This is a genomic window from Nonomuraea sp. NPDC003709 (assembly GCF_040610775.1).
In the GTDB taxonomy this organism is placed as follows: domain Bacteria; phylum Actinomycetota; class Actinomycetes; order Streptosporangiales; family Streptosporangiaceae; genus Nonomuraea; species Nonomuraea angiospora_A.
Map to the genome: position 1 here is coordinate 173087 of NZ_JBEXMW010000014.1, position 23308 is coordinate 196394.

Consider the following 23308-nt stretch of genomic DNA (forward strand, 5'->3'; position numbering starts at 1 on the left):
CGCGCGGCACACGTGGTCAGCGGAGCTGCCGCCCGGCCTGCACCGCCGTCCGGTAGACCTCGGCCGTCCCGGCGGCGGCGCGCGACCAGCTGAGGCTCTCCCTGACGAACCGCTCGCCCCGCTCGGCCAGCCCCCGCCGCAGTGCCGCGTCGGACATCACCTCGATCACGGCCCGCGCGATGTCGGCGGGCTCGCCCGCCCGCACGACGTACGCCGCGGGCCGGTCCGGGTCCGGGCCGAGGAAGACCCGGGAGAAGCCGTCCCCCAGGATCGTCGCCCGGCCCATCGCCATCGCCTCGGTCGCCACCAGCCCGAACGGCTCGAACAGCGACGGGAACACGCACGCCGCGGCCAGCTCGTAGTACTCCAGCAGCTCCCGCCCCCCGACGAACCGCCCCGGGACCAGCACCCGCCCCCGCAGCCCCGTCGCGGCGACGATCCGCTCGACGCCCTCGACGTCCCCCTCGCCGAGGATCACCAGCCGCAGCCCCGGCACCGCCCCGGCGGCCGCCCGCATCGCCTCCAGCAGCTGGTAGACGCCCTTCTGCCGCTCGATCCTGCCCACGAACAGCAGCACCGGGTCCCCTTCCGCCAGCCCCAGCCGCCCGCGCAGGGCCGCCGCCCCGGCCCGCAGCGCGTCGCGGTCCAGCGACGGGAGCACCGCCTCGTACGTCCCGCCCAGCGGCACCACGTCGATGGGCGTCCGGGCCCACCCGGCGGCCACGAGCTGGTCGCGCACCTCCGGCGTGGCCACCACCACCCGCCGGGCGACCCGGGCCAGCCACCGCTCCAGCGCCGCGAACACCTTCAGCGGGTCGGAGATGCTGCGCTGCGGCGCGACGCCGTACTCCGTGGTGTGCACGTGGAAGACCACCGGCAGCCGCAGCACGTAGTGGCAGAGCAGGCCCGACAGGAAGTTCGTCGAGTCGTGCACGGCGACCAGGTCGGGCCGCTCCCGGCGGCGGCGCAGCCGCAGGAAGTAGCGCCAGTTGCTGACCACGACGTTCAGCGCGAGCAGCAGGAACTCCGAGCGCCTGGTGCGGTTGAGCCGCCTTCCCCCGAGCAGGGAGCCGCGCGGCCGGTGCACGCGGACGCCGTCCACGATCTCGTCCACCGGCAGGCGGCCGTCGTTCGTCGTGTACACGGTCAGCTCGTGGCCGCGGGCCAGGTACGGGGTGATCAGCTCGGCGTACCTGCCCAGCCCGGCGGTGACGTTCGGCGGGAACTGGTTGACGACGCAGGCGATTCTCATCGGGGGCTCCGGTAGACGCGGGCGGCCGCCACGGCCACGACGGCCAGCAGGACGAGGTTGGCCAGCGCGAAGCCGGCGAGCCCGCCCGCCAGCCCCTGCCGGTGGATGCAGGCCGCCAGCACGGCCAGGGCGGGCGGCGTCCCCGCGGCCAGGCAGCCGATGAGCACCCTGGCCCCGCGCACCCCGTCCATGGACAGGGCGACCGAGTACAGGTTGAACGCCGTGTGCGCGCCGATGCCCAGCGCCGACAGCGCCATCAGGCCCAGCGAGTACGGGTACTCGCCGCCCATCACCCGGAAGAACACCGTGCTCGCGGCGAACGAGAACACCGCCGTGACCCCGGCGACCGCCGGAACCAGCCGGGCGATCCGCCGCATCAGCAGCGCTTTGTCCATGGTGGCCATCGCCGGCAGCAGCACCAGCCCGACCCCGTCGGTGAACACCACGCCCAGCAGCCGCTTGGGGAAGCCGTTGTAGACCGAGTACACGCCGACCTCGGCCGGGCCCGCCCAGTGGTTCAGGAAGATCACGTCGACGCCGAAGAGCACGCCGGTGAGCGCGGCGATGACGGTCACGTACATGCCGTGCCGGTACAGCGACCGGGCCAGCCGCGCCGACCAGAGCCCCGGCCGCACCCGCACCGCCGCCAGCGCCGCCACGGCGAACGCCACGTTCGTGGCGATCAGCGCGACCAGGTACGGCTCGGCCTCCCTGATCCCCAGCACCAGCAGGCAGTATGCGGCGGAGCCCAGGTACACGACCGCGATGGCCAGCTTGAGCCCCGCCACGAAGGCGAAGCGCTTCAGCCCGCGCAGGAAGCTCTCGGTGAGCTGGTTCACCGTCATCGACGCCGCCAGCGCCAGCCCGAAGGCGAGCGTGCGCGTGTCCACGTTCAGCGCGGCCGTGAGCAGCGGCGCCGCCAGCAGGCCCAGCGCGGCCAGCCCGGCGCTGACCGCCAGCGTGGCCGGCAGCGCCGTCGCCACCAGCTCGGCCCGCCGCCCCGGCTCGGCCCGGGGCAGCTCCTGCAGCATCACGTAGTGCAGGCTCGTCAGCATCCCGACGGTGACGATCAGCGCGATCGACAGCACCACCGTGAACTGGCCGAACGCGCTCGCCCCCGCGCCCCGCGCGATGACCAGCGTGGTCGCCGCCGCCGTGCCGCTGGCCACCGTGCTCACCAGCGTCGGCCCCGCCACCGGGCGCAGGCGCGCCGTGCGGGACTTCAGGAGCCGCACCGCTGGTACGCCCGCCGCGCGAACTCCAGGTCCTCCGGAGTGTTGATCCCGCGCGCCTCGGCCGCGTCCGCCACCGGCACGACGGTCACCGGCCGCCCTTCGGCCCGCGACAGGTGCGTCAGGAACGGCAGGAAGTTCACCTCGCCGGTGGCCGCGCCCGCCGCCGCCCCGGCCGCGTACCGCTCCCACGCCTGCCGCAGCCCGCCGGTGGCCAGGCAGAACACGCCGACGTCGCTGAGCCCGCCGGGACGGCACTCGTCGCCCTCGCGGGACTGCCGCACGCGTACGAGCCCGTCCCCGTCCAGCTCGTACTCCACGTACGGATCGGCCATCGGCACCAGCGGCAGCGTCAGCCCCTCGCCCGGGTGGGCGGCCAGGACGTCGCGCACGGTCGCGGGGGAGAGGTTGGCCTGGTCGCCCCAGACCACCAGGATCGTCTCGTACGCCGCCCAGTGCGCGGCGGCACCGAAGATCGCGTCCCCCATGCCGGTCGGCCGCTCCTGCACGCTCACCGACACCGCGCCCGCGGCGATCTCCCCCGCGGCGAGCTCCCGGAACGGGCCCTCGCCGTCGGGGGAGACGACGACGTGCACGTGCCGCGTCCACGGCCGCAGCCGCCGCAGCAGCAGGTGCCACACGGTGACACCCTCGGCCACCTCGATCATGATCTTCGGAACCCCCTGGCCCAGCCGCGTCCCCCGCCCCGCCGCCGGGATCACCGCACAAACAGTCACTTGTCCTCCAGCAGGGACACGATGTCCTCCAGCCCGCGCACCGCGACCGCGCCGGGGGCGGGCTCGGTGGTGTGGACGTGCAGCGTCGCCAGGCCGGCGCCGACGGCGGAGGCCACCCCGTGGGCGGAGTCCTCCAGCACCACGGCCTCGGCCGGATCGACGCCCCAGCGGCGGCAGGCCAGGCCGTAGAACTCCGGGTCCGGCTTGCTCACCGGAACGTCGTCGGCGGTGAGCACGTCGCGGAAGCACGCCCCCAGCGACGAGCCCGCCAGCACCCGCTCCACCGACCCCCGGCTGCCGGCGGTGACCAGGTACGCCACCCGTCCCCGCGCCGCCAGCCGGTCGAGCAGCCGGCGCGCCCCCGGGAACGGCCGGACCCGGCCCGCCGCCACGAACTCCCGGTAGAGCGCCTGCTTGCGCCGCGCCAGCCGGGCCGCCACGTCCCGGTCCCCGGTGAGGAGCGCGGCGACCTCGGCGGTGCTCGCGCCCGCGTGGTCGGCGTACCGGAAGGACGGGAGGGCGGCCGGTACGAGCTCGGCGACGGCCTGCCGGAACGCGGCCTCGTGCGCGGGGAAGGAGTCCACGAGCGTCCCGTCGAGATCGCACAACCACACCCGCCGCCCGGCCACCAGCCTCGCGACCGGCCCCGCGACCGGCCCCGCGACCGGCGCACCGGCGCCGACGGCGCTTCCCCGGGTGGCGCCGGGTGCGGCGGCCTTCTGGACGGCGCCGGGTGCGGCGCCCGCGGGGCCGCTCATCCGGCCCGTGCCAGCGGGATCTCGCCGAGCACGGCCCGCAGCGCCGCGGCCGTGCGCGGGCCGTCGTGCGTGCCGGGACGCCCGGCGTCCTCGACGTCCGCGCCGATCCAGCGGGCCCCCGCCCAGCAGCCGCGCTCCACGACCCCGAGCGGCACGGCGGGACCCCCGGATCCGCCCCGGCGGCTGAGCACGTGCGTGATCGTGCGCCGCTCGTTGCCCGGGTCGCCCAGGTACGTCAGCGTGCGGTCTACCAGGTCGGTGGCGGTCAGCCCCTGGATGTCGTGGTCGCCCCCGAGGTTGACGACGAACACCCTGGCCGCGGCCCGGCTCTCCGCGACCGCCCCGGCCAGCCCCGGCGTCAGGTAACTGGGCAGCAGCGACGAGTGCGGCGTGCCCGGGCCGTACACGATGAGGTCGCTGTCCCGGACGGCCGCCAGCGCCTCGGGGCTGGGCGTGACCGTGGCGGCGCGCCGCGCGAGCAGCTCCGGCGACCCGGAGAGCTCGTCCGGGCCGGGCGGCTCGCGCAGCAGGAACAGCCCGGTGATGGCCACCGCGTCCTGCGGCGCGACGATGTCGGCCTCGTCGGCCAGCACCCGCCCGTCCGCCTTGAGCGCGACCAGGAACGCGTTCTCGCCGCCCGTCACGTTGAGCAGCCGCGCCGGCGACCCGAACGTGTGCGCGCACGCGCGTACCGCCGCGTTGAAGTCCTCGCCCAGCCGCAGGTACGCCCCCGCGAGCACCAGGTTGCCCAGCGCGCAGCCGGCCAGGTCGAGCCCGTCCGGCTCGGCGCGCAGCCGCCCGGCGAACACCCGCAGCTCCCGCGCGATCCGGTAGTCCAGCGGCCCGTCCGCCAGCCGCGCCAGGTCCGCGGCCGTGGTCCCGGCCGGCAGGCGGCGTTCGAGCAGCTCGCGCCGGGGGTCGCCGGGGTCCAGGTGGAGCAGGAGGTTCTTGCGGAAGTCCGAGGGGCCGAGCATGCCCGGCAGGTAGCGGCGCAGCGCGCCGGTGGACAGCCCGTTGTCGTACCCGTTGATCAGCAGGGACAGCTCCAGCCCCGGCACCCGCAGGAGGGCGCGGGCGATCCCCGCCGCGCCGCGCCCGCCGCTGAACATGGCGACCCTCACCGGACCTCCTCGTGGCCCGCGGGGACCCGCAGCACGCCGCGCCGCAGCAGCCAGTGGCGCAGCCCGAGGTAGCCGACGAACAGGGCCCGGTCGCGCGCCCCCCGCCAGAACCGCCAGCCCCGGCTGCCGCCGCCCCGCTCGCGGTGCTCGATCGGCAGCTCCACCCACGCGTGGCCCAGCTCGGCGACGCGGGCGGTGATCTCGGTCGAGCAGTTCATCCCGGCCGACTCCAGCGGCAGCGCGCGGAACAGCGGCCCGTGCACCACCTTGAAGATCGAGTTGAAGTCGCGGTAGCGGGTGCGGTGCAGCAGGTTGCTGACCGCGCCGCTGGCCGCCGACCCCCACCGGTACGGCAGGCTGTCGGCCTTCCTGATCCGGGCGCCCGAGAACGCGAGCCCCGCCCCGGCCCGGATGCGCTCGATGAACCGGTCCAGGTTCGCGATCGGGAACTGGCCGTCGGAGTCGAGCAGCACGACCCAGTTCATCCGGGTACGCGCGATCGCGGCCGCGATGGCGGCACCCGCGCCCCGGTTGCGCTCGAACGTGACGACGACGAGCCGCGGGCACTCCGCCCGCAGGCCCTCCAGGATCCTCCCGGTCGCGTCGGCGCTGCCGTCGTCGCACACGACGATCTCCCAGGCGCCGATCGCCGGGTTACGCTCCAGGTAGTCCCGCCATTCCGTCACCGCGGCCGCGATGTTGTCCGCCTCGTTGTACGCGGGCGCCGCTACCGAGATGTCGATGAGGGGCGCCGCGTCAGGCGCGTTCGGCAAGGGTCACCTCCTCCGGGTGGCATCCGCGCCGGCTCCCGTCAGGCGCGCGATCCAGCGGTCAAGGGGAAGCAGGTTGACGCCCACGATCAGGGGGACGTGCGCCAGCGTGAACCAGATCGCCGCGCCGAACGTGATCGGCCCGCCGGTGAACAGGTTGATGTGCGGGGCGTCGATGCGCTCGGGGATCGGCACCGGGTTGACCACCTGCCACATCACGTCCAGGAATCCCGAGAACACGATCAGCACCCCCGTGGCCATGATCTTCAGGCAGCGGCCGGGGGAGCCGCCGCCGATCCGGTACGCGGCGGCGGCGGTGAGCACGATCCCCGGGTAGAGCAGCAGGTAGAGATGGGTGTAGAAGCCGTCGCCGTACGCCCGAGCGCCGTCGCCGTAGTAGAACCAGCTGATCCGCGGGATCAGGTAGCCGGTCAGGAAGACGAACGGGGCGTACAGCAGCCAGTGCAGGCGTGGCGACACCCACGGGAAGAACGCGATCGCGCAGCACAGGAAGGCGAAGGCGAGCAGCTTGGCCACGAGCTGCCAGGCGGCGCCGATCTCCCGGGCGTGCGGGGTGGCCAGCCAGACGAAGGCGAAGCCGGCCGCCCCGATGGCCAGGGCGATCCACCAGATGTGCGCGGCCCATGGGCGCCGGGCGTCGAGAAGGGGGTCGGGATGGTTCACTGCCGGTCCTCGTGGAGGGGCGTCATGGGGGAACGCGCTCGCGGGAGCGCTCCCAAACGCAGTATGGCACCTGCGCCCGCAATGGTGGCCTCAATACCAAATATCGGACCCGCCGGAATTGTCTGGCCTATTGACTAACCGTAGTGAAGGGGCAAAAGCCCAGCTCATCACCCTTACTTCAAGGTATCTGGAAATCTGGAACGTTTTACTCGCGAATCGGCACGGGCGGGCCTGCCTGGGATGTCAAGCCCTCGCTCTCGACGTGATTGCGCCAGCCGTTAGCCGCCCCTCAATTGGGAAAATTTCAGAATTTATGGGCATGTGTGCAGTTCAAGCGGGGTCTGATAGGCTTGGGAGCGCTCCCGCGCCTGGTCCGCATTCTGGGCCCGAAACACTGGTTTCCGGATCGCCGGAACCAGGCCCTGTGGAGGATCCGGCCGGGTGGCATCCCTGCGGGGCCCGCGTCTCGGCGCGACGGCGGGCGAGGGCCGGACCGAATCCTCCAAGGCGTAGAGCGTTGATCCCGGGCCGGAGCTCGGGAATTGCCGGACGATCTCACGATATGTGGGCTGTTGCCCACATATGTCCGACATATTTCGCGACGATAGATCGGGCTTTTCGTTTCTGTCAACATAAGTCGGCCGATCATCGAAGTAAGGTAGTACCCATGACAACGGGATCCAACGGCCAGAGCGCCGGAGCGGGGGCGCTGCTGGCGATCCTCCGGGACGGGCGGGCGCGCACCCGCGGCGAGCTGGCCCAGCTCACCGGCCTGTCCAGGTCCACCGTGTCGCAGCGGCTCGACGCGCTGATCGCCGGGAGCTGGGTGGTGGCCGCCGACGACTCGATCTCCTCCGGGGGCCGCCCGGCGGCCGTGTTCGCGTTCAACGAGGGCGCGCGGGTGGTGCTCGCGGCCGACCTGGGCGCCACCCGCGCCCGCCTGGCCGTGCTCGACCTCGGCATGACCGTCCTCGCCGAACGGGCCGCAGACCTGTCCGTCGACCGGGGGCCCGAGCCCACCCTGGAGTGGGTCGCCACCGCCTTCCGCGAGCTGCTGGCCGACGCCGGGTATGACCTCGACCAGGTGTGCGGGGTCGGCGTCGGGCTGCCCGGGCCGGTGGAGCACGCGTCGGGACGGCCGGTGAACCCGCCGATCATGCCCGGCTGGGACGGCTTCGACGTGCCCGGATGGCTCGGGTCGCGGCTCGGCGCGCCGGTGCTGGCCGACAACGACGTGAACATCATGGCGCTCGGCGAGCACTGGGCCGCCGGGCCCGAGATCGACCACCTGATCTTCATCAAGATCGGCACCGGGATCGGCTGCGGCATCATCTCCGGCGGCCGGCTGCACCGGGGCGCGCAGGGCGCCGCGGGGGACGTCGGCCACATCCGGGTCCCGGCGTCCGAGGCGCCCTGCAGGTGCGGGAACACCGGCTGCCTGGAGGCGGTCGCGGGCGGCGCGTCCATGGCCGCGCAGCTGCGCGCCGCCGGGGTCGACGCGCACGGCAGCCGGGACGTGGTGGCGCTGATGCGCGCGGGCGATTTGCGCGCCACGCGGCTCGTCAGGCAGGCCGGCCGCGAGGTCGGCGCCGTGATGGCCTCGATCGTGAACTTCTTCAACCCCTCGCTCATCGTCATCGGCGGGGACGTCGCCGAGGCGGGCGAGCAGGTGCTGGCGGGGGTCAGGGAGACGATCTACAGCCGGTCGCTCCCGCTGGCCACCCAGCACCTCGGCATCAGGTCGAGCCGGCTCGGCGACCGGGCGGGCGTCGTCGGAGCCGCCGTCATGGTCGTCGACCACGTGCTCGCGCCGGACGCCATCGATCAGGCTTTCGGGCACCATTGACCGCTTCTGCGCGGCGTAGTAACAATTGATCGTCGCAGGCTCCCCGCGCGGTGGCATGTTCGTGGAGCCGGGCACAGTTACGCCGTGACGTGGTCGGCGCACGCGTCCCTCGAGAAAGGGAAACACGCGTGAGCCAGCTCCATGAGCAGGAAGAGGCGCTCCGCCGCACGTTCGGCCTGAGCCGCCGCCGTCTCTTCGCGGCCACCGCCGGCATCGCCGCCGCGGCCGCCGTCCCCCTCGCCCAGCCCGCCGCCGCCGACCCCGTGCAGGCCCAGGGCGGGTGGAACCGGCCGCTGATCCCGCCGGGCAAGCGCGGCATCATCCTCTACACCGTCCGCGACGCGATCGGCCGCGACCCGGCGTCCACGACCCTGCCGTCCGGCTTCCGCCGCGTGTTCGAGGCGCTCGCGCGCATCGGCTACCAGCAGGTCGAGTTCGCCGGGTACCGGCAGCACGCCAACGCCGAGGGCGGCGCGAACCTGGAGACCGTCGAGGGCGCCCGGCTGCTGCGGAGCTGGCTCGACGACAACGGGCTGCGGGCCGAGGGCAACCACGGCTTCATCCCGGCCTCGTGGCCGCTGAGCACCGCCGACCTCGACCGGTTCAAGCAGGTGCTGGAGATCGCGAACATCCTCGGCCTGGACCACGTGGGCACCGGCTCCGACCCGACGGGCAGCGCGTACAAGGCCGACTGGGACGTGGCGGCGGAGAAGTGGAACGCGCTCGGCGAGCTCGCCTGCCGGGCCGGGGTCAAGCTCTACACGCACAACCACGACGCGGCGTACGCGTTCCTGCTCGACAGCGGCCCGCTCGACGACCAGGGCCGGCCCACCCGCTCCTCGGGCATCCGCAAGCTGGAGTACTTCTTCGGGATCAGCGACCCCAGGCGGGTCTACTTCGAGATGGACATCTTCTGGGCGCACGTGGCCCAGTTCAAGCACCGTACGTACACCGCGCCCGACGGCTCGGCGCAGACCGACGTCTTCGACCCGCTCGCCACCGTGCTGGCGCAGGAGAAGCGGTTCCCGCTGTTCCACGCCAAGGACGGCACCGCCAACCCGGGCACCGCCAACGGCTACGACATGGTGCCGTTCGGGGCCGGGGACATCGACTACTCCCGCTTCTTCGGCCGGCTCCGCTCCAGGGGCCTGCACAACCCGATGTACGAGCAGGACAACGCGCCCGGCACGGACCCGGGCCAGTCGCTGCAGTACGCCGAGCTCAGCTACCGCAACATGGCCGCCCTGCGCGGCTGACCCCCACCACAACGCCGGACCGCCACGCGATCCCTGCCGTTGCAGCGGCAGGCGTGGCGGCCCGGATCATGACACTCCTCGTCCTAGGAGCGGCATCACCATGCAGCGTACCCTCGCGGTGCTCGGCGGCTTCTTCCTCGCCGCCACCGCACTCGTCTTACCCGGCCCCGCCCAGGCACACGAACCGGCCACCGAGTGGTCGAGCTACGAGAAGATCACGCTGACCAAGAACGTGGGCGAGCCGATCGACCTGGCCGTCCTGCCCGACCGGCGGGTCCTGCACACCGCGCGCAACGGCGACATCAGGCTGACCGACCCGGCCAGCGGCGTCACGAAGATCGTCAACACCGTCCCGGTCTACAACAACTCCGAGGACGGCCTCCAGACGGTCTCCCTCGACCCCCGCTTCGACGACAACCACTGGGTCTACCTCTACTACGCGCCCAAGACCATGTCGGCGCCGTACCCGGAGACGACGCCGACCGGTTCGGCGCCCAACTCGCTGCCCGCCGGGGCCGACGAGACGTACTGGAACCAGTGGAAGGGCTACAACCAGCTCTCCCGCTTCAAGTGGACCGGCAACGCGCTCGACCTGTCCACCGAGCAGGTCATCATCAAGGTCGAGACGCAGCGTGGGCAGTGCTGCCACGTGGCCGGCGACGTGGACTGGGACGCCGACGGCAACCTCTACCTCGCCACCGGCGACAACACCCCGGCGGGCGCGCCGGGCGCCAACGGGTACGCGCCCAACAACGACGCGCCCGGCATGAACCCGGGCTTCGACTCCCGGCGCGGCGCGGGCAGCAGCGACGACCTGCGCGGCAAGATCCTGCGGATCAAGGTCGCGGACGACGGCACGTACACGATCCCCCAGGGCAACCTGTTCCCGCCGGGCACGGCCAAGACGCGGCCGGAGATCTTCGTGACCGGGGTGCGCAACCCGTTCCGGATGGACGTGGACGGGGAGACGGGCACCCTGTCGTGGGCCGACTACGGCCCCGACGCCGGCACCCCCGACCCGAACCGGGGCCCGCTCGGCTACGTCGAGTGGAACATCACCCCGCTCACCAAGCCCATGAACAGCGGCTGGCCGTACTGCACGGGCGACAACTTCAACTACAACGACTGGGACTTCGAGACCGCCCAGCCGGGGCCGTGGTTCGACTGCGCGGCCGGGCCGCTGAACACCTCGCGCTGGAACACCGGCATCGACCGGCTCCCGCCGGCGGTCCCCGCCGACCTCTACTACGGCGACAACAACACCCACCAGCCGGCCGAGTGGGCCGGGCTCGTGGACTTCGACCCGCAGGGCGGCCAGGGGCCGATGGGCGGGCCGATCTACCACTACGACCCGGACAACCCGGCGCCCGGCAAGCTGCCCGCGTACTGGGACGGCAAGGCGTTCTTCGCCGAGTTCTCGCAGGACTACCTGGCGGCGTTCACCGTGACGTACCCGGACGGGCCGGTCACCAAGCTGGAGCACTTCCTGCCCAACGCCGAACTGCGGGACGCCGCGCAGCCCATCACCGACAGCCCGATGGACATCGAGTTCGGACCGGACGGGTCCCTGTACGTGCTGGAGTACGGCGACGGGTTCTTCCGCGCGAACCCCGACGCCGGGCTCTACCGGATCGACTACACCCCGGACAACAAGACGCCCCAGGCCAGGATGACCATGGACAGGACGTCCAGCGGCCAGGCGCCGCTCACGGTCGCCTTCGACGCGTCGTCGTCCAGGGACACCGAGCCGGGGACGCTGACGTACGAGTGGGACTTCGACGGGAACGGCACGTTCGACGCCACCGGGGCGACGGCCACGCACACCTACACCGAGCTGGGGCAGTACGTGGCGCGGCTGCGCGTCACCGACTCCGGCGGCCGGGCGGGCCTCACCTCGGCCGAGATCACCGTCGGCAACACCGCGCCCGAGGTCAGCGTCCAGACGCCGCCGGACGGCGGGTTCTTCGACTGGGGGAACGCGGTGCCGTACAAGATCGCCGTGCATGACGCCGAGGACGGCGACAGCCCGGTGTGCACGCGCATGCAGTGGACGTTCGGCCTCGGGCACGACGTGCACGCCCACCCCGAGACCACCGGCACCGGCTGCACCGGCGCCTGGCCGACGCCCGCGAACGCGCCCGAGCACGGCGAGACGGAGAACATCTACGGCGTGGTCGTCGTGAGCTACCGCGACAACGGCGCCAACGGCATCCCCGGCGCGCTCGGCGAGGCCGCGCTCACCCTCAACCCGAAGCTCGCGCAGGCCGAGCACGCCGACCAGAGCAGCGGCGTGACCAGGACCGCCGACGACGGGGCGTCGGGCAAGTTCAAGATCACCTCGTTCGACGCGGGGGACTGGCTCGCCTACGACCCGGTCAACTTCACCGGCATCACCGGGGTCCAGACCAAGGCCTCGGGCGCGGGGACGCTCTCCCTGCACTGGAAGTCGCCCACCGCCGCGCCGTTCGCGACGGTGACGATCCCGCCGGGCGACGGCTGGCAGACGATCACCACCGCGCTCGCCGACCCGCCCGCGGGAACCGGCCGGCTGTACGTCACCTCGACCGGCGGCGCGGACGTGGACGCGTTCACCTTCCAGGGCGGGGGCGTCGCCGACACCAGCCCGCCCACCGTCACGGCCACGCTCAACCCTGCCTCGCCCGACGGCGCGAACGGCTGGTACACCCGCAACGTCACGCTCACCGTCACCGCGACCGACAACGGCACGGTGGCCTCCCGCCAGTACTCGCTCGACGGCGGCACCACCTGGGCGAACGCCGCCAACCCGGTGACGCTCGGCGCGGAGGGCGCCAAGGAGGTCCGCTACCGCGCGACCGACAACGGCGGCAACGTCTCCCAGGTCGGCACGGTCACCGTGAAGATCGACAAATCGGACCCGGCGCTGACGGTCACCGGCGTGGAGGCCAAGCCGTACGGCGACTCGGGCACCGTCACCCCGGTCCTGACGGCGACGGACGCGGTCTCGGGGGTGGAGGGCGCCACGGCCAAGCTCGACGGAACCGCGGTTCCCTCGGGTGCGCCCGTACGCCTCTGGACCCTGCCCCTCGGCGACCACTCCCTCGTCGCCACGGCGACGGACCGGGCGGGGCGGACGGTGACGTCGACCGTCACGTTCTCCACGACGACCTCGTACGGTGACGTGCGCGCGCTGATCGCGCACTTCAAGAAGGCGCGCACGGTGACCGCCGCAGGCGCTCGGGAGCTGCTGGAGCAGCTCGACGCGGCGGAGTGGCACGAGAAGCGCGGCAGGCCGGGGCAGGCGATCGAGGCGCTGAAGCGCTTCATCAAGGCCGCGGGCAAGCACGCCAACGTCCCCGACTCCACGTCCCGCACGATCCTGACCCGCGACGCCCAAGCCCTCATCAACCGCCTCACCAACCCGTAACACCCCGCACGGGCAGTGCCCGGCCCCGCCCGTGTTCCGGCCTCCGCACCCGCCGGAGGCCGGAACACCGGTACGGCGGGCGGGCCCGCCGGAGGTTCGGGCGCCGGTGCGGCGGGAGGGCGTACGGCGGTGTCCGGCGCGACGCGTGCGGCGCGTCCTTGCGCGCGCCGGTTTCCGGATTTCCGGATTTCCGGCGGGGGAGGGGTGAGGAGGCGGTCAGGCGGGGCCGAGGCTCCAGGCCCGGACGGTACGCTCTCCGCCCGTGTCGGCGACCACCGGGTGGCCGCCCCGGTCGGCCAGTGCCAGCGTGGGGATCGTTCCGCCGGGATCCAGGTCGAGCGCTCCTATGGTGTCGCCGTCGTCCAGGTTCCAGACCCGGGTGACGTACTCGTCGTTCCACGGACCGTGGGCGACGACGGCTATGGGCACGTCTCCCCACCGTCCGGTGACCAGAGCCACGGCGCCCCGGTCGTCCGGGCTCTGGTCGCTGAACTCCCACTTCTTCCTGCGCTTGCCCGTGGCCAGGTCGTACACGCGCAGGGTCGCGTCCAGGTGGGTCGAGACGACGACGGGCTTGCCCTTGATCTCGCCGCAGGCCAGCCGCTCGATCCCGCCGATCTCCCCGGTGCTGAACGAGTGCGTCATCCGCCCGCTCGACAGCCGCCACACCCGGACCCGCTCCCCGCCGTCGCCCGTGACGAGCACGTCGTCCTTGCCCAGCCGGCCGAACGCCAGCCCTCTGATGCCCTGGAAGTGGTCGGTGATCGCGGGGCCGATCTGCTTGCCGGTGGAGATGTCCCACAGCCGCACGACGCTGCGGAGGTCCTTCATGGAGTCGTACTTCTGCGACACCGCCACCGCCTTGCCCGCGCCCGTGACGGTGACCGCGATGACGGGGTCGCTCACCTTGTGCGAGGCGAGGCTCTCGCCGGTCGGGCTCCACAGCCGCATCCGCCCGTCGGTGTGCCCGGAGACGATCACCGGCGTGCCGCCGACCTCGCCGACGGCCACCTCCGTCGTCGTGGCCCCGCCGTCGCCGAGCCGGGTGGCCGCCTGGTCCAGGCCCCACGTGAACACCGCCCCTTTGGCGGTCCCGCACACGACGGTGCTCCCCGCGGCAGCGAGCGCCGTGATCGCGCCGTCCGCTTCGGGCAGGGGCGCGGACACCGCGACCTGCGTCCCGAAGGGCTCGGCGGACGGCATCGGCGTCGGTGTCGGGGTGGGGGACGGGCTTCCGGTGAGCGGCTGCTCCGTACGCCGGTCGTCCGGGTCGAGGGGGTCGTTCCTCGGGCGCAGGACGGTGAAGGCGGACACCGCGAGGGCGGCCGCCGCCGCGGCCCCGCCGAACACGGCCCGCCGGCTGACCGACCGGCCCCGCCCGGTCTCCGTATCCGCGTCCGCCACCGGCCCGGCCCCGGCGCGGGGCCCCGTCTGAGCGCCGCTCCGGGCATCGGGGCCCGTCTGAACGGCGTTCCGGTCATCGGGGCCCGTCTGAACGGCGTTCCCGGCAGGGGGTTCCGTCCGGATGGCCGAGGAACCGGAGACGGGGGCAGCGCCGGAAGGAGACCGCACCCCAGGGGGAGGAGGCGGAGGCCCGGCGTGCGCTGCCCCACCGGGCGGCGACACCGCCCCCGAAGGAGCCGAACCGGACGGGACCGCTCCAGCGGGCGGCGCCCAGGCGACACCGGGCTGCCCCGCCCCGGCGGGTGGGCTGGCGGGCGCGGGCTGGGCCGGACCGGTGGGCGGGCCGGCGGGGGGTGTTGCGGGGCCGGGGACGCGGGCCGGCGGGCCGGCCTGGCGGATGAGCTGCTGGAGCAGGGTCGTCGGGTCCGGGCGGGTGGACGGGTCCTTGGACAGGCACGCCGCGATCGCCCCCAGCAGGTGCGGCGGCACCCCCGTGAGGTCCGGGGTGCTGCTCAGGACGCTGTTCACCACCGCCGCCAGCGTCTCCCCCACGAAAGGCGTGTGCCCGGTGGCCGCGAACACCATCGTCCCCGCCCAGCTGAACACGTCCGACGCGGGTCCCACCCGCTCGCCCCTGAACTGCTCCGGCGACATGTACGCGGGCGTCCCCATCGGCACCGACGTCCGGGTCGTCGCGTCGAGGGCCTTGGCGATGCCGAAGTCGATGACGATCGGCCCGTCCGGTCCCATCAGCACGTTGCCCGGCTTGAAGTCCCGGTGCACGATCCCCGCCTGGTGGATGGCCGCCAGGGCGGTCAGCGTGGAGATGGCCAGCCGGTCCAGCGCCCCGCCCGACCGCGGCCCCGACGCCCGGACCAGCGTCTGGAGCGTGTCCCCTGGCACGTACTCGCTCACGATGTACGGCCGCTCGTCCGCCATCCCGGCGTCCAGCACCGCGGCCGTGCAGAAGGCGGCCACCCGCCGCGCCGCCTCCACCTCCCGCAGGAAGCTCTTGGTGACGTCCTCGTGTTCCTCGTGGGCGAGGTGCAGGACCTTGACGGCGACCTCGCGCCCGTCGTCGCCGACGCCCCGGTAGACCACGCCCTGTCCACCGGAGCCGAGCACGCCGACGAGCCGGTACGAGCCGATCCGCTCGGGATCGCTCGGCCGGAGCGGGCGCAGGTCCGGCATCCCGCTCCTTCCTCGGGCCAGATCGAGCGATCACACGATAAGGCCGTACGTCCGGATTTACGACATCTTCTCGAAGAAGAACTCGTGCTTCATGAACGACGTGTCATATTCGTGCCCGGGATACGGCGGGATGAGCTGAGACGCCTGGAACAGCCGCCACCCGTCGCGCAACGCCTCCACCCCCGTCTCGTACGGCGGCTCGTCCCCGTCACCGGCGGTCGGTTCGGTGCGCCCGGTGCCGTCGTAGCGCGACCAGCCCACCACCTGGGCGTCGAGCGCGGAGGTGGCCAGGTAGAGAACGAGCACCTGCTGCTTCATGCGACCCTCCCGGGGCGGTTGTTCACGCGAGTCGTCCAGTATTCGACGTCGAACGACGGATCGTTGGTCAGGGCCCGCCACATCCGCACCCGGTTGTGGACCTCCAACCGCCCGGTCGCCTGCTCGTACCAGGGGAAACGCCGGTCCAGCTCGGCCAGGACGGCGGGATCGTCCAGGTCGGAGGTGTCCCAGAGCCGCACCTGCGGCACGGTCGGGTTGAAGCGGATCTTGAACATGTACCTGCGGACGTCGCTATCGTTGCGCCGCCCGCCGTGCCAGATGCCGTGGTGGAGCAGCATCACGGTCCCGGCGGGGCAGGTGAGCCGGGTCTGGCCGCGCAGGTTCTGGTAGCGGCCGGTGTCGCTCTCGTTGATCCGGCGCAGGTGGCTGCCCGGCACCACGAGGGTGCCGCCCATGTCGGCCGTCACCTCGCGCGGGTAGTACATGAGCTGCACGTCGAAGGCGTCCATGCGGGTGTCGATGATGGCGTCGGCGTGCAGCGGCTGGGCGTGGCCGTTGTGCGGCTCGCGCACGTGCACGGCGTGGTGGTCGACGGTCGGGTCGGGGCCGACGAGCGAGTGCAGCGCGCCCGCGACGGCGGGCAGCTCGATCAGGCGGCGGGCGAACGATCCCTCGGGGTAGGCCTGGGTGACCGGAGTGCCGTACGGCGGGCGCGGGATGCCCGCCTCCAGCACGTCGATCGCCTGGTCGTTGAGCTCGTCCGGGACGATCCCGTCGAGCCGCAGATAGCCGGCGGCCACGAATCCGGCGACCTGCGCGGAGGTCAGCAAAGTGGTTCGCATGCCTCGAAGTTAGAACCGGACACCCGCTATGTCGTGGGTTGTAATCATCAACTACTGGTCCATTTTCCCCCGCTGCGGTAGAACAGATCCCTGTGCGGCAGGTGACGATCACGCTCTCCGACCCGCCGGCGGTGGCCGGCGCGGGGGCGGCGGTGCACGGCGTGGTCAGCGCCCACGACGTGTTCCGGCTGCCCGACCTGTGGCAGCTCCACCTGTACGCGTACGCCGCCGAGCTGGTGCTCGACGGCACCGTGCACGCGATCAAGCCCGGCCACGTCAGCCTGATCCCGCCGGGCGCCGAGGTCCACTACCACTACCGGGGAAGGTCGGAGCACCTGTACGCGCACTTCAGGCTGCCCGGCGGCGACGAGCGGCGGGTCGTGCCCGTCATGCGGGACGCGGGGGACCAGGCGCCGCTCATCGCCGCCTCCCTGCGGCAGGCCATCGCGGCGGTCCCCGACACCAGGGCCAGGGCGTCGGCCGAGGTGTGGACGGTGCTCTGGCGGATCGCGAACCTGCCCGTCGCCGGCAGCGCGCACGCCGTCGTGGCGGCCGCCATGGAGTACATCGACGCGGATCTGGCCGCGCCGCTGACCGTCCCCCGCATCGCCCGCGCCGCCGGGGTGTCGCACAACCACCTCACCCGGCTGTTCCGGGCCCAGACGGGGCACACGGTGGTCGCGTACATCCGCCGCAGGAGGTTGTCCCGCGCGCTGCACCTGCTGCGCGAGTCGACCCTGGCGATCCCGGCGATCGCAGCGGCGGTGGGCATCCCGGACCTGCAGGCGTTCAACAAGGCCTGCAGACGCGATCTGGGCGCCTCACCCCGGGCCCTGCGCGCGAGCGGCTCCGACCAGCGGCGCGGGTAAGCCGCCGCCTGCGCGCGAGCGGCCCCGACCAGCGGCACGGGTACGCCGCCGCCTGAGCGCGAGCGGTCCCGATCGGCGGTGAGGCCGGGCGCGTGTCCGGGCCCGCCTGGCGCCGGGGGCGGGCCGTACCCGGTAGGTTGGCCGACCATGGAGGAACGCCACGATCATCACCGCCGCCCCGCCCGTGCCCTGGCCGCGATGGCGCTCGCCGCCCTCCTCGGCACGGCCGGCTGCGGCGACCCGGCCCCGGCGGCCTCGGCGGCCGGCCGGCAACCCGCGCCGAGCCCGACTGCGCCGAGCCCGTCCGGGTCCACCCCGCCGGCGGGCGGGACGCTGCCCGCGCCCGACCAGAAGATCCCCGGTGACCCCGCCCGGCTGGCCGCCGCCCTCAAGGGGACCAGCGCCGCGCTCAACGCCGCGATCGACGCCTGGCCGAAGACCGGCAAGCCGCCCCGGGACGTCGAGCTCCTGGCCCTTCACCAGCAGCGCGCCTACCGCTACACCGCCCGCCACCCCGAGGTGGCCGACCGCGCCTTCGCGCGCCTGCCGTCCGGGCTGGCCGCCCAGGCCAAGGACAACACCGCCGCCATCCGCGGGCTGCTCTCCCTGGCCCACCCGATCAAGCCCTCGGCCACGTTCAAGGTCCAGCCCGCCCCGCCCGCCGCCGAGCTGCTCGGCCACTTCAAGAAGGCCGAGCGCAAGTTCGGGGTGGAGTGGGAGGTGCTGGCGGCGGTGATGTTCGCGGAGACCAAGTTCGGCCGGGTGAAGTCGGACAGCCACGTCGGCGCCCAGGGGCCCATGCAGTTCATGCCCGGGACCTGGAAGGCGTACGGCATGGGCGGCGACGTGCAGGACCCGCGCGACGCCGTCATGGGCGCCGCCAACTACCTGCGCGCCTCGGGGGCGCCCCGCGACTACCGGCGGGCGCTGTACGCGTACAACCATTCCAGGGCGTACGTGAACGCCATCCTCCTGCACGCCCGCCAGATGAAGCGGGACCCGAGGAACTACTACGCCTACTACAACTGGCAGGTGTTCGTGATCACCACGGCCGGTGAGCGGCGCCTCACCGGCCCGTAGGCCCCGCTACGACCCCCGTTATGACCCCCGTTATGACAGGGCGCGCGCGGCGTGGATCAGGGGGACGTGGCTGAAGGCCTGCGGGAAGTTGCCGACCAGCCGGTCGTAGCGGGGGTCGTACTCCTCGGCCAGCAGCCCCACGTCGTTGCGCAATGCCAGCAGCCGCTCGAACAGCGTCTTCGCCTCCTCCTTGCGGCCCTGCATCGCCATCACCTCCACCAGCCAGAAGCTGCACGCCAGGAAGGCCCCCTCCCCGCCGGGCAGGCCGTCCACGTCGTTGTCCGCGGCCAGCGGGTAGCGCAGCACGAACCCGTCCGACATGAGCTCCTTCTCGATGGCCGCCACCGTCCCCACCACCCGGGGGTCGTCGGCCGGCAGGAAGCCGACCATGGGGATCATCAGCAGCGACGCGTCCAGCTCCGACGACCCGTACGACTGCGTGAAGGTGTTGCGCCGCGCGTCGTAGCCCTTCGAGAGGATCTCGGCGCGGACGACGTCGCGCAGCGTGCGCCACTTGTCGACCGGGCCGGTGCGGCCGAACCGCTCCACGTACTTGACCGCCCGGTCCAGCGCCGCCCAGCACATCACCTTCGAGTGCACGAAGTGCCGCCGGGGCCCGCGCACCTCCCACAGGCCCTCGTCGGGCTCGTCCCAGTGATCCTCCACGTAGTCGAGGAGCTCCCGCTGGATGGTCCACGCCCGGTCGTCGGGTGACAGGCCGCGCGTGCGCGAGACGAACAGGCAGTTCATCACCTCGCCGTACACGTCGAGCTGGAGCTGCTTGACGGCCTCGTTCCCGATGCGGACGGGCCGGGAGTCCTCGTAGCCGTCGAGCCAGTCGAGGCGCAGCTCGGGCAGCCGGCGCTCGCCCGCGACGCCGTACATGATCTGCAGGTCCTGGGGCCGGCCCGCGATGGCCCGCAGCAGCCACGCGCGCCAGTCGGCGGCCTCCTCCAGGTAGCCGGAGCTGATCAGCGCGTCGAGCGTCAGCGTCGCGTCGCGCAGCCAGCAGAAGCGGTAGTCCCAGTTGCGCACCCCGCCCACGTCCTCGGGGAGCGACGTGGTGGGCGCGGCGACGATGCCGCCGGTGGGGGCGTAGGTGAGGCCCTTGAGCGTGATCAGCGAACGCACCACGGCGTCCCGGTACGGGCCCTGGTAGGTGCACCGCGCGACCCACTCCGCCCACATGGCCTCGCTCTCGCGCAGCTGGGTGTCGGCCTCGATCTGCGGCGGCATCGGCTCGTGCGAGGGGTGCCAGGTGAAGACGAACGGAAACCGGTCGCCCTCCTTGACCGTGAACGTGGCCCGGTGCGCGTAGTCGCCGCCCTTCAGCGGCACGGGGGAGTGCAGCCACACCGAGTCGGGCCCGCCGATGGCCTGGAGGTGGCCGTCGCTCTGGCGCACCCACGGCACGATCCGGCCGTAATCGAAGCGCACCCGCAGCTGCGTGGACATCTCCACGGTCCCGGAGACGCCCTCCACGATGCGCACGACGTCGGGGTTGCGGTCGCGCGGCGGCATGAAGTCGATCACGCGGACCGTGCCCGTCGGGGTGTCCCACTCACTCTCCAGAATGAGCGTCTCGGGCCGGTAGCGGCGGCGGGTGGCCGGTCTGCGGCCCGTGGGGCCGAGCCACCAGTGTCCGTTGCGCTCGCTGCCGAGCAGCGACGCGAAACAGGACGGAGAGTCGAATCTGGGCAGGCACAGCCAGTCGATCGAACCGTCGCGGCCCACCAGAGCCGCCGACTGCATGTCCCCGATGAGGGCGTAGTCCTCGATCCGCATGCCTAGACGCTACTCGGGTGAGGGGTGATCCCGTGAGGGGGTCCGATCATGTCGCGTCATGCCCGGACCCCCTCACGGGATCACGTCAGGGGGAACCAGCGGGTGAACAGCTGGGTCAACGGCCCGATGGCCAGCGCGAACACCAGCGTTCCCACGCCCACGGTGCCGCCGAGCAGCCAGCCGGCGGCCAGGACCGTGATTTCGATGAGGAACCGGCCCAGCCGCACCGACAGGCCGAGCCGCATCAGCCCGGTCATGATGCCGTCGCGGGGGCCCGGGCCCATCCCGGCGCCGATGTAGAGCACGGTGGCCAGGGCGATGGCGACGACGCCGAGCACCACGTACAGGCCCTGCAGGACCAGGTGCGACGGGGTGGGCAGCAGGAAGATCGCGCCGTCGGCGAACAGGCCCAGGAAGACGACGTTGCTGACCGTGCCCAGTCCGGGCTTCTGCTTCAGCGGGATCCACAGCAGCAGCACCAGGGCGCCGATGCCGATGATGACGGTCCCGATGGACAGATCGGTCCGCAGGGCCAGGCCCTGGTGGAACACGTCCCACGGGTCGTTGCCCAGCCCGGACTCGACCTGGAGGCCGATGCCGGCGCCGTAGAGCGCGAGCCCGCCGTACAGCCTGACGAGGCGCGCGGGAAGGGACGAACTGAGCCGGGGGACGGTCGCTTCACTCATAGTGGCCACAGATTGGCATCCAATCGACTTGCCAAAACAGAGCCAATCACGAAAAGTGGCCTTATGAGGCATCTGTCGGCGGCCCAGGTGGCGCGGCTCATCAAGATCGACCCGGCGGCGCGTCCGTACTACCGCGCGCTCGCCGACGGCGTGCGCGTCCTCATCATGGACGGCCAGATCCCGGTACGCGTCCGCATGCCCGCCGAACGCCACCTGGCCGAGACCCTCAAGGTCAGCCGCACCACCGTGACCTCGGCCTACGACCTGCTGCGCGAACGCGGCTACCTGGAGAGCCGCCAGGGCTCCGGCAGCTGGACCGCCCTGCCCGACCCGGCCACCACGGCCGACAACCCGTGGCTCAGCACCGACGGCGACGGCCTCGTCCAGCTCCAGTGCGCCGCCCCGCCCGCGCCGTCGGCCCTGCGGCAGGCGATGCTGGAGGCGGTGGACGACCTGTCCGTGTACGGCATGGGCAACGGCTACGACCCCATCGGCCTGCCCGTGCTCAGGGAGCGCATCGCCGCCCACTACTCCGCCAGGGGCCTGGCCACCCGGCCCGAGCAGATCCTCGTCACGACCGGCTCCCAGCACGCCATCCAGCTCGTGCTCGGCCTGCTCGTCGGCGCCGGCGATCCGGTGCTCGTGGAGTCGCCGACGTACCCGCACGCCATCGACGTGGCCCGGCAGCGTGGCGCCAGGATCGTCCCGGTCGGCATCTCGCACGAGGGCTGGCAGGCCGACCTGGTGACGGGGGCCATGCGCCAGTCGGGGGCCCGGCTGGCGTACCTCATGCCCGACTTCCAGAACCCGACCGGCGCCCTCATGGACGACGCCACCCGCGCCGCCGTCGTGGGCGCGGCCCGGCGTACGGACACGGTGCTGCTGGTGGACGAGACCTGGTCGGAGCTGGCGCTGGACGAGGTGCCCCGGACCTCGCCGGCGGCGGCGTTCGACACCGACAGCCGGGTGATCAGCATCGGCTCGGCCTCCAAGCTGTGGTGGGGCGGGCTGCGCATCGGCTGGGTCCGCACCACGGCCGCGCTGGCCCGGCGGCTGGCGATGTTCCGGGCGGCCGTGGACATCGCCAGCCCGGTGCTGGAACAGCTCGTGGTGGCGCGGCTGTTCGACCGGCTGGAGGAGACGCGCGCCGAGCGCCGCCGCACGCTGCGCGCCTCACGCGACGCGCTGGTGTCGGGGCTGCGCGAGCACCTGCCCGAGTGGACGTTCACGGTGCCGCGCGGGGGCGGCACCCTGTGGGTGCGCCTGAACGGCCCGGGCGCCACGCCGCTCGCGGAGGCGGCCGCCCACCACGGCGTACGCCTCGCGCCCGGCCCGTGGTTCGGCCTGGAGGGCACCCTGGAGGGCTACCTCCGCCTGCCCTACACCCAACCGCCCCAGGTCCTGACGGAAGCACTCACCCGCATCCGCGCCGCCCGCGACCACGGCCCCACCGGCCCCCGCCGCCCCGTGGACGCGCTCATCGCGATGGTGTGAGGGTCATTCGCCGGAGCCCCGGGCCAAGGGGGCGCGCCATTTGCGGCGCATCGCCATGATCCGCAGCCCGAACGCCAGCACCGCCGCCGCCAGCGTGGCCGGCCAGCCGTGCAGCCCGTACGCCGACAGCGCCGCCATCACCCCCGACCCCAGCAGCGCGGGCACCGCGTACAGCTGGCGGTCGTACAGCAGGGTCGGGATCTCCCCGGCCAGCACGTCGCGCAGCATGCCGCCGCCGATGCCCGTCACCACCCCCAGCAGCGCCGCGTGCAGCGGGGCGAGGCCGTACTCCAGGGCCTTCTCCGTCCCCACCGCGCAGAACAGCCCGAGCCCCGCCGCGTCCAGCACCAGGATGAGCGGCATCACCCGCGCCACGTGCGGATGCCAGAAGAACACGATCACCGTCGCGGCCACCGGCACCAGCACGTACCCGAGGCTCTGGAAGGCGGCGGGCCGGACGTTGAGGATCAGGTCGCGTACGACGCCGCCGCCCAGGGCGGTCATCTCGGCCAGCACCACCATCCCGACCACGTCGAGCCGTTTGCGCACGCCCATGAGCGCGCCCGTCAACGCGAAGACGAAGATGCCGACAAGGTCGAGAATTTCAGACACGTCG

At 72.9% G+C, this 23308-nt stretch carries 19 protein-coding genes; 6 read left to right on the forward strand and 13 right to left on the reverse strand.

Annotation, left to right across the window (positions count from 1 at the left end; all coding sequences use genetic code 11):
* Window positions 1-16: 16 nt before the first annotated feature.
* Genes ABZX61_RS36640 through ABZX61_RS36670 form a run of 7 tightly spaced genes read right to left on the reverse strand, consistent with a single transcriptional unit; the run spans window position 17 to window position 6554 of the window.
* Window positions 17-1252 carry a glycosyltransferase family 4 protein gene (locus ABZX61_RS36640; protein WP_355200761.1) on the reverse strand — a complete coding sequence of 412 codons (1236 nt, stop codon included), beginning with the start codon at window positions 1250-1252 and terminating at the stop codon, window positions 17-19.
* Window positions 1249-2487 (reverse strand): hypothetical protein, encoded by a 1239-nt coding sequence (locus ABZX61_RS36645; protein ID WP_355200763.1) that lies wholly within the window; start codon window positions 2485-2487, stop codon window positions 1249-1251. The genes ABZX61_RS36640 and ABZX61_RS36645 overlap by 4 nt, the downstream gene beginning before the upstream one ends.
* The gene (locus ABZX61_RS36650; protein WP_355200765.1) at window positions 2475-3221 is read right to left on the reverse strand and encodes an NTP transferase domain-containing protein; all 747 of its coding nucleotides are present in this window, start codon (window positions 3219-3221) and stop codon (window positions 2475-2477) included. The genes ABZX61_RS36645 and ABZX61_RS36650 overlap by 13 nt, the downstream gene beginning before the upstream one ends.
* A complete protein-coding gene (locus tag ABZX61_RS36655; protein WP_355200767.1) occupies window positions 3218-3979 on the reverse strand; it encodes an HAD family hydrolase in 762 nt (253 codons plus the stop codon). The genes ABZX61_RS36650 and ABZX61_RS36655 overlap by 4 nt, the downstream gene beginning before the upstream one ends.
* The gene (locus tag ABZX61_RS36660; protein ID WP_355200769.1) at window positions 3976-5100 is read right to left on the reverse strand and encodes a 2-phospho-L-lactate transferase CofD family protein; all 1125 of its coding nucleotides are present in this window, start codon (window positions 5098-5100) and stop codon (window positions 3976-3978) included. The genes ABZX61_RS36655 and ABZX61_RS36660 overlap by 4 nt, the downstream gene beginning before the upstream one ends.
* Window positions 5097-5873, reverse strand: coding sequence for a glycosyltransferase family 2 protein (locus tag ABZX61_RS36665; protein WP_355200771.1), 777 nt, complete (start codon window positions 5871-5873; stop codon window positions 5097-5099). Before ABZX61_RS36665 ends, ABZX61_RS36660 begins: the two co-directional genes overlap by 4 nt.
* Window positions 5874-5876: 3 nt before the next feature.
* The gene (locus ABZX61_RS36670) at window positions 5877-6554 is read right to left on the reverse strand and encodes a hypothetical protein (RefSeq protein ID WP_355200773.1); all 678 of its coding nucleotides are present in this window, start codon (window positions 6552-6554) and stop codon (window positions 5877-5879) included.
* Between the two features lie 667 nt (window positions 6555-7221).
* On the opposite strand from ABZX61_RS36670, the gene ABZX61_RS36675 reads away from it, so the two are divergent.
* The 3 genes from ABZX61_RS36675 (at window position 7222) to ABZX61_RS36685 (ending at window position 13062) form a co-directional block, all read left to right on the forward strand.
* Window positions 7222-8400 (forward strand): ROK family transcriptional regulator, encoded by a 1179-nt coding sequence (locus tag ABZX61_RS36675; RefSeq protein WP_355200775.1) that lies wholly within the window; start codon window positions 7222-7224, stop codon window positions 8398-8400.
* 128 nt (window positions 8401-8528) lie between these two features.
* Window positions 8529-9656 carry a TIM barrel protein gene (locus tag ABZX61_RS36680; RefSeq protein WP_355200776.1) on the forward strand — a complete coding sequence of 376 codons (1128 nt, stop codon included), beginning with the start codon at window positions 8529-8531 and terminating at the stop codon, window positions 9654-9656.
* Window positions 9657-9756: 100 nt separating this feature from the next.
* Entirely contained in the window at window positions 9757-13062 is a 3306-nt protein-coding gene (locus tag ABZX61_RS36685; protein WP_355200778.1) for a PQQ-dependent sugar dehydrogenase, read from the forward strand.
* Between the two features lie 216 nt (window positions 13063-13278).
* On the opposite strand, the gene ABZX61_RS36690 is transcribed toward ABZX61_RS36685, so the two are convergent.
* From ABZX61_RS36690 to ABZX61_RS36700, 3 genes are read right to left on the reverse strand one after another with little or no spacing between them, the layout of a single operon-like run.
* Entirely contained in the window at window positions 13279-15657 is a 2379-nt protein-coding gene (locus ABZX61_RS36690) for a serine/threonine-protein kinase (protein WP_355200780.1), read from the reverse strand.
* Window positions 15658-15714: 57 nt separating this feature from the next.
* Window positions 15715-15975 carry a hypothetical protein gene (locus ABZX61_RS36695; protein ID WP_350735260.1) on the reverse strand — a complete coding sequence of 87 codons (261 nt, stop codon included), beginning with the start codon at window positions 15973-15975 and terminating at the stop codon, window positions 15715-15717.
* Window positions 15972-16778: a phytanoyl-CoA dioxygenase family protein gene (locus ABZX61_RS36700; RefSeq protein WP_350735262.1), complete on the reverse strand. Its 807-nt coding sequence runs from the start codon at window positions 16776-16778 to the stop codon at window positions 15972-15974. The genes ABZX61_RS36695 and ABZX61_RS36700 overlap by 4 nt, the downstream gene beginning before the upstream one ends.
* A gap of 92 nt (window positions 16779-16870) precedes the next feature.
* Here ABZX61_RS36700 and ABZX61_RS36705 point away from each other — a divergent pair, with 92 nt between their 5' ends.
* Together ABZX61_RS36705 and ABZX61_RS36710 are read left to right on the forward strand one after the other, a co-directional pair.
* Window positions 16871-17647, forward strand: a complete 777-nt coding sequence (locus ABZX61_RS36705; RefSeq protein WP_355200782.1) for a helix-turn-helix transcriptional regulator — start codon at window positions 16871-16873, stop codon at window positions 17645-17647.
* 147 nt (window positions 17648-17794) lie between these two features.
* Window positions 17795-18727, forward strand: coding sequence for a lytic transglycosylase domain-containing protein (locus ABZX61_RS36710; RefSeq protein ID WP_355200784.1), 933 nt, complete (start codon window positions 17795-17797; stop codon window positions 18725-18727).
* A 30-nt stretch (window positions 18728-18757) separates the two neighbouring features.
* Here the strand turns inward: ABZX61_RS36710 and ABZX61_RS36715 are convergent, their stop codons facing one another.
* Together ABZX61_RS36715 and ABZX61_RS36720 are read right to left on the reverse strand one after the other, a co-directional pair.
* A complete protein-coding gene (locus tag ABZX61_RS36715) occupies window positions 18758-20512 on the reverse strand; it encodes a glycoside hydrolase family 15 protein (RefSeq protein WP_350735268.1) in 1755 nt (584 codons plus the stop codon).
* 80 nt (window positions 20513-20592) lie between these two features.
* A complete protein-coding gene (locus ABZX61_RS36720) occupies window positions 20593-21198 on the reverse strand; it encodes a hypothetical protein (protein ID WP_350735270.1) in 606 nt (201 codons plus the stop codon).
* Window positions 21199-21261: 63 nt separating this feature from the next.
* On the opposite strand from ABZX61_RS36720, the gene ABZX61_RS36725 reads away from it, so the two are divergent.
* The gene (locus ABZX61_RS36725; protein ID WP_355200786.1) at window positions 21262-22692 is read left to right on the forward strand and encodes a PLP-dependent aminotransferase family protein; all 1431 of its coding nucleotides are present in this window, start codon (window positions 21262-21264) and stop codon (window positions 22690-22692) included.
* A gap of 3 nt (window positions 22693-22695) precedes the next feature.
* On the opposite strand, the gene ABZX61_RS36730 is transcribed toward ABZX61_RS36725, so the two are convergent.
* On the reverse strand, window positions 22696-23304 hold the full coding sequence (locus tag ABZX61_RS36730; RefSeq protein WP_350735280.1) for a trimeric intracellular cation channel family protein: 609 nt from the start codon (window positions 23302-23304) through the stop codon (window positions 22696-22698).
* Between the last annotated feature and the right edge of the window lie 4 nt (window positions 23305-23308).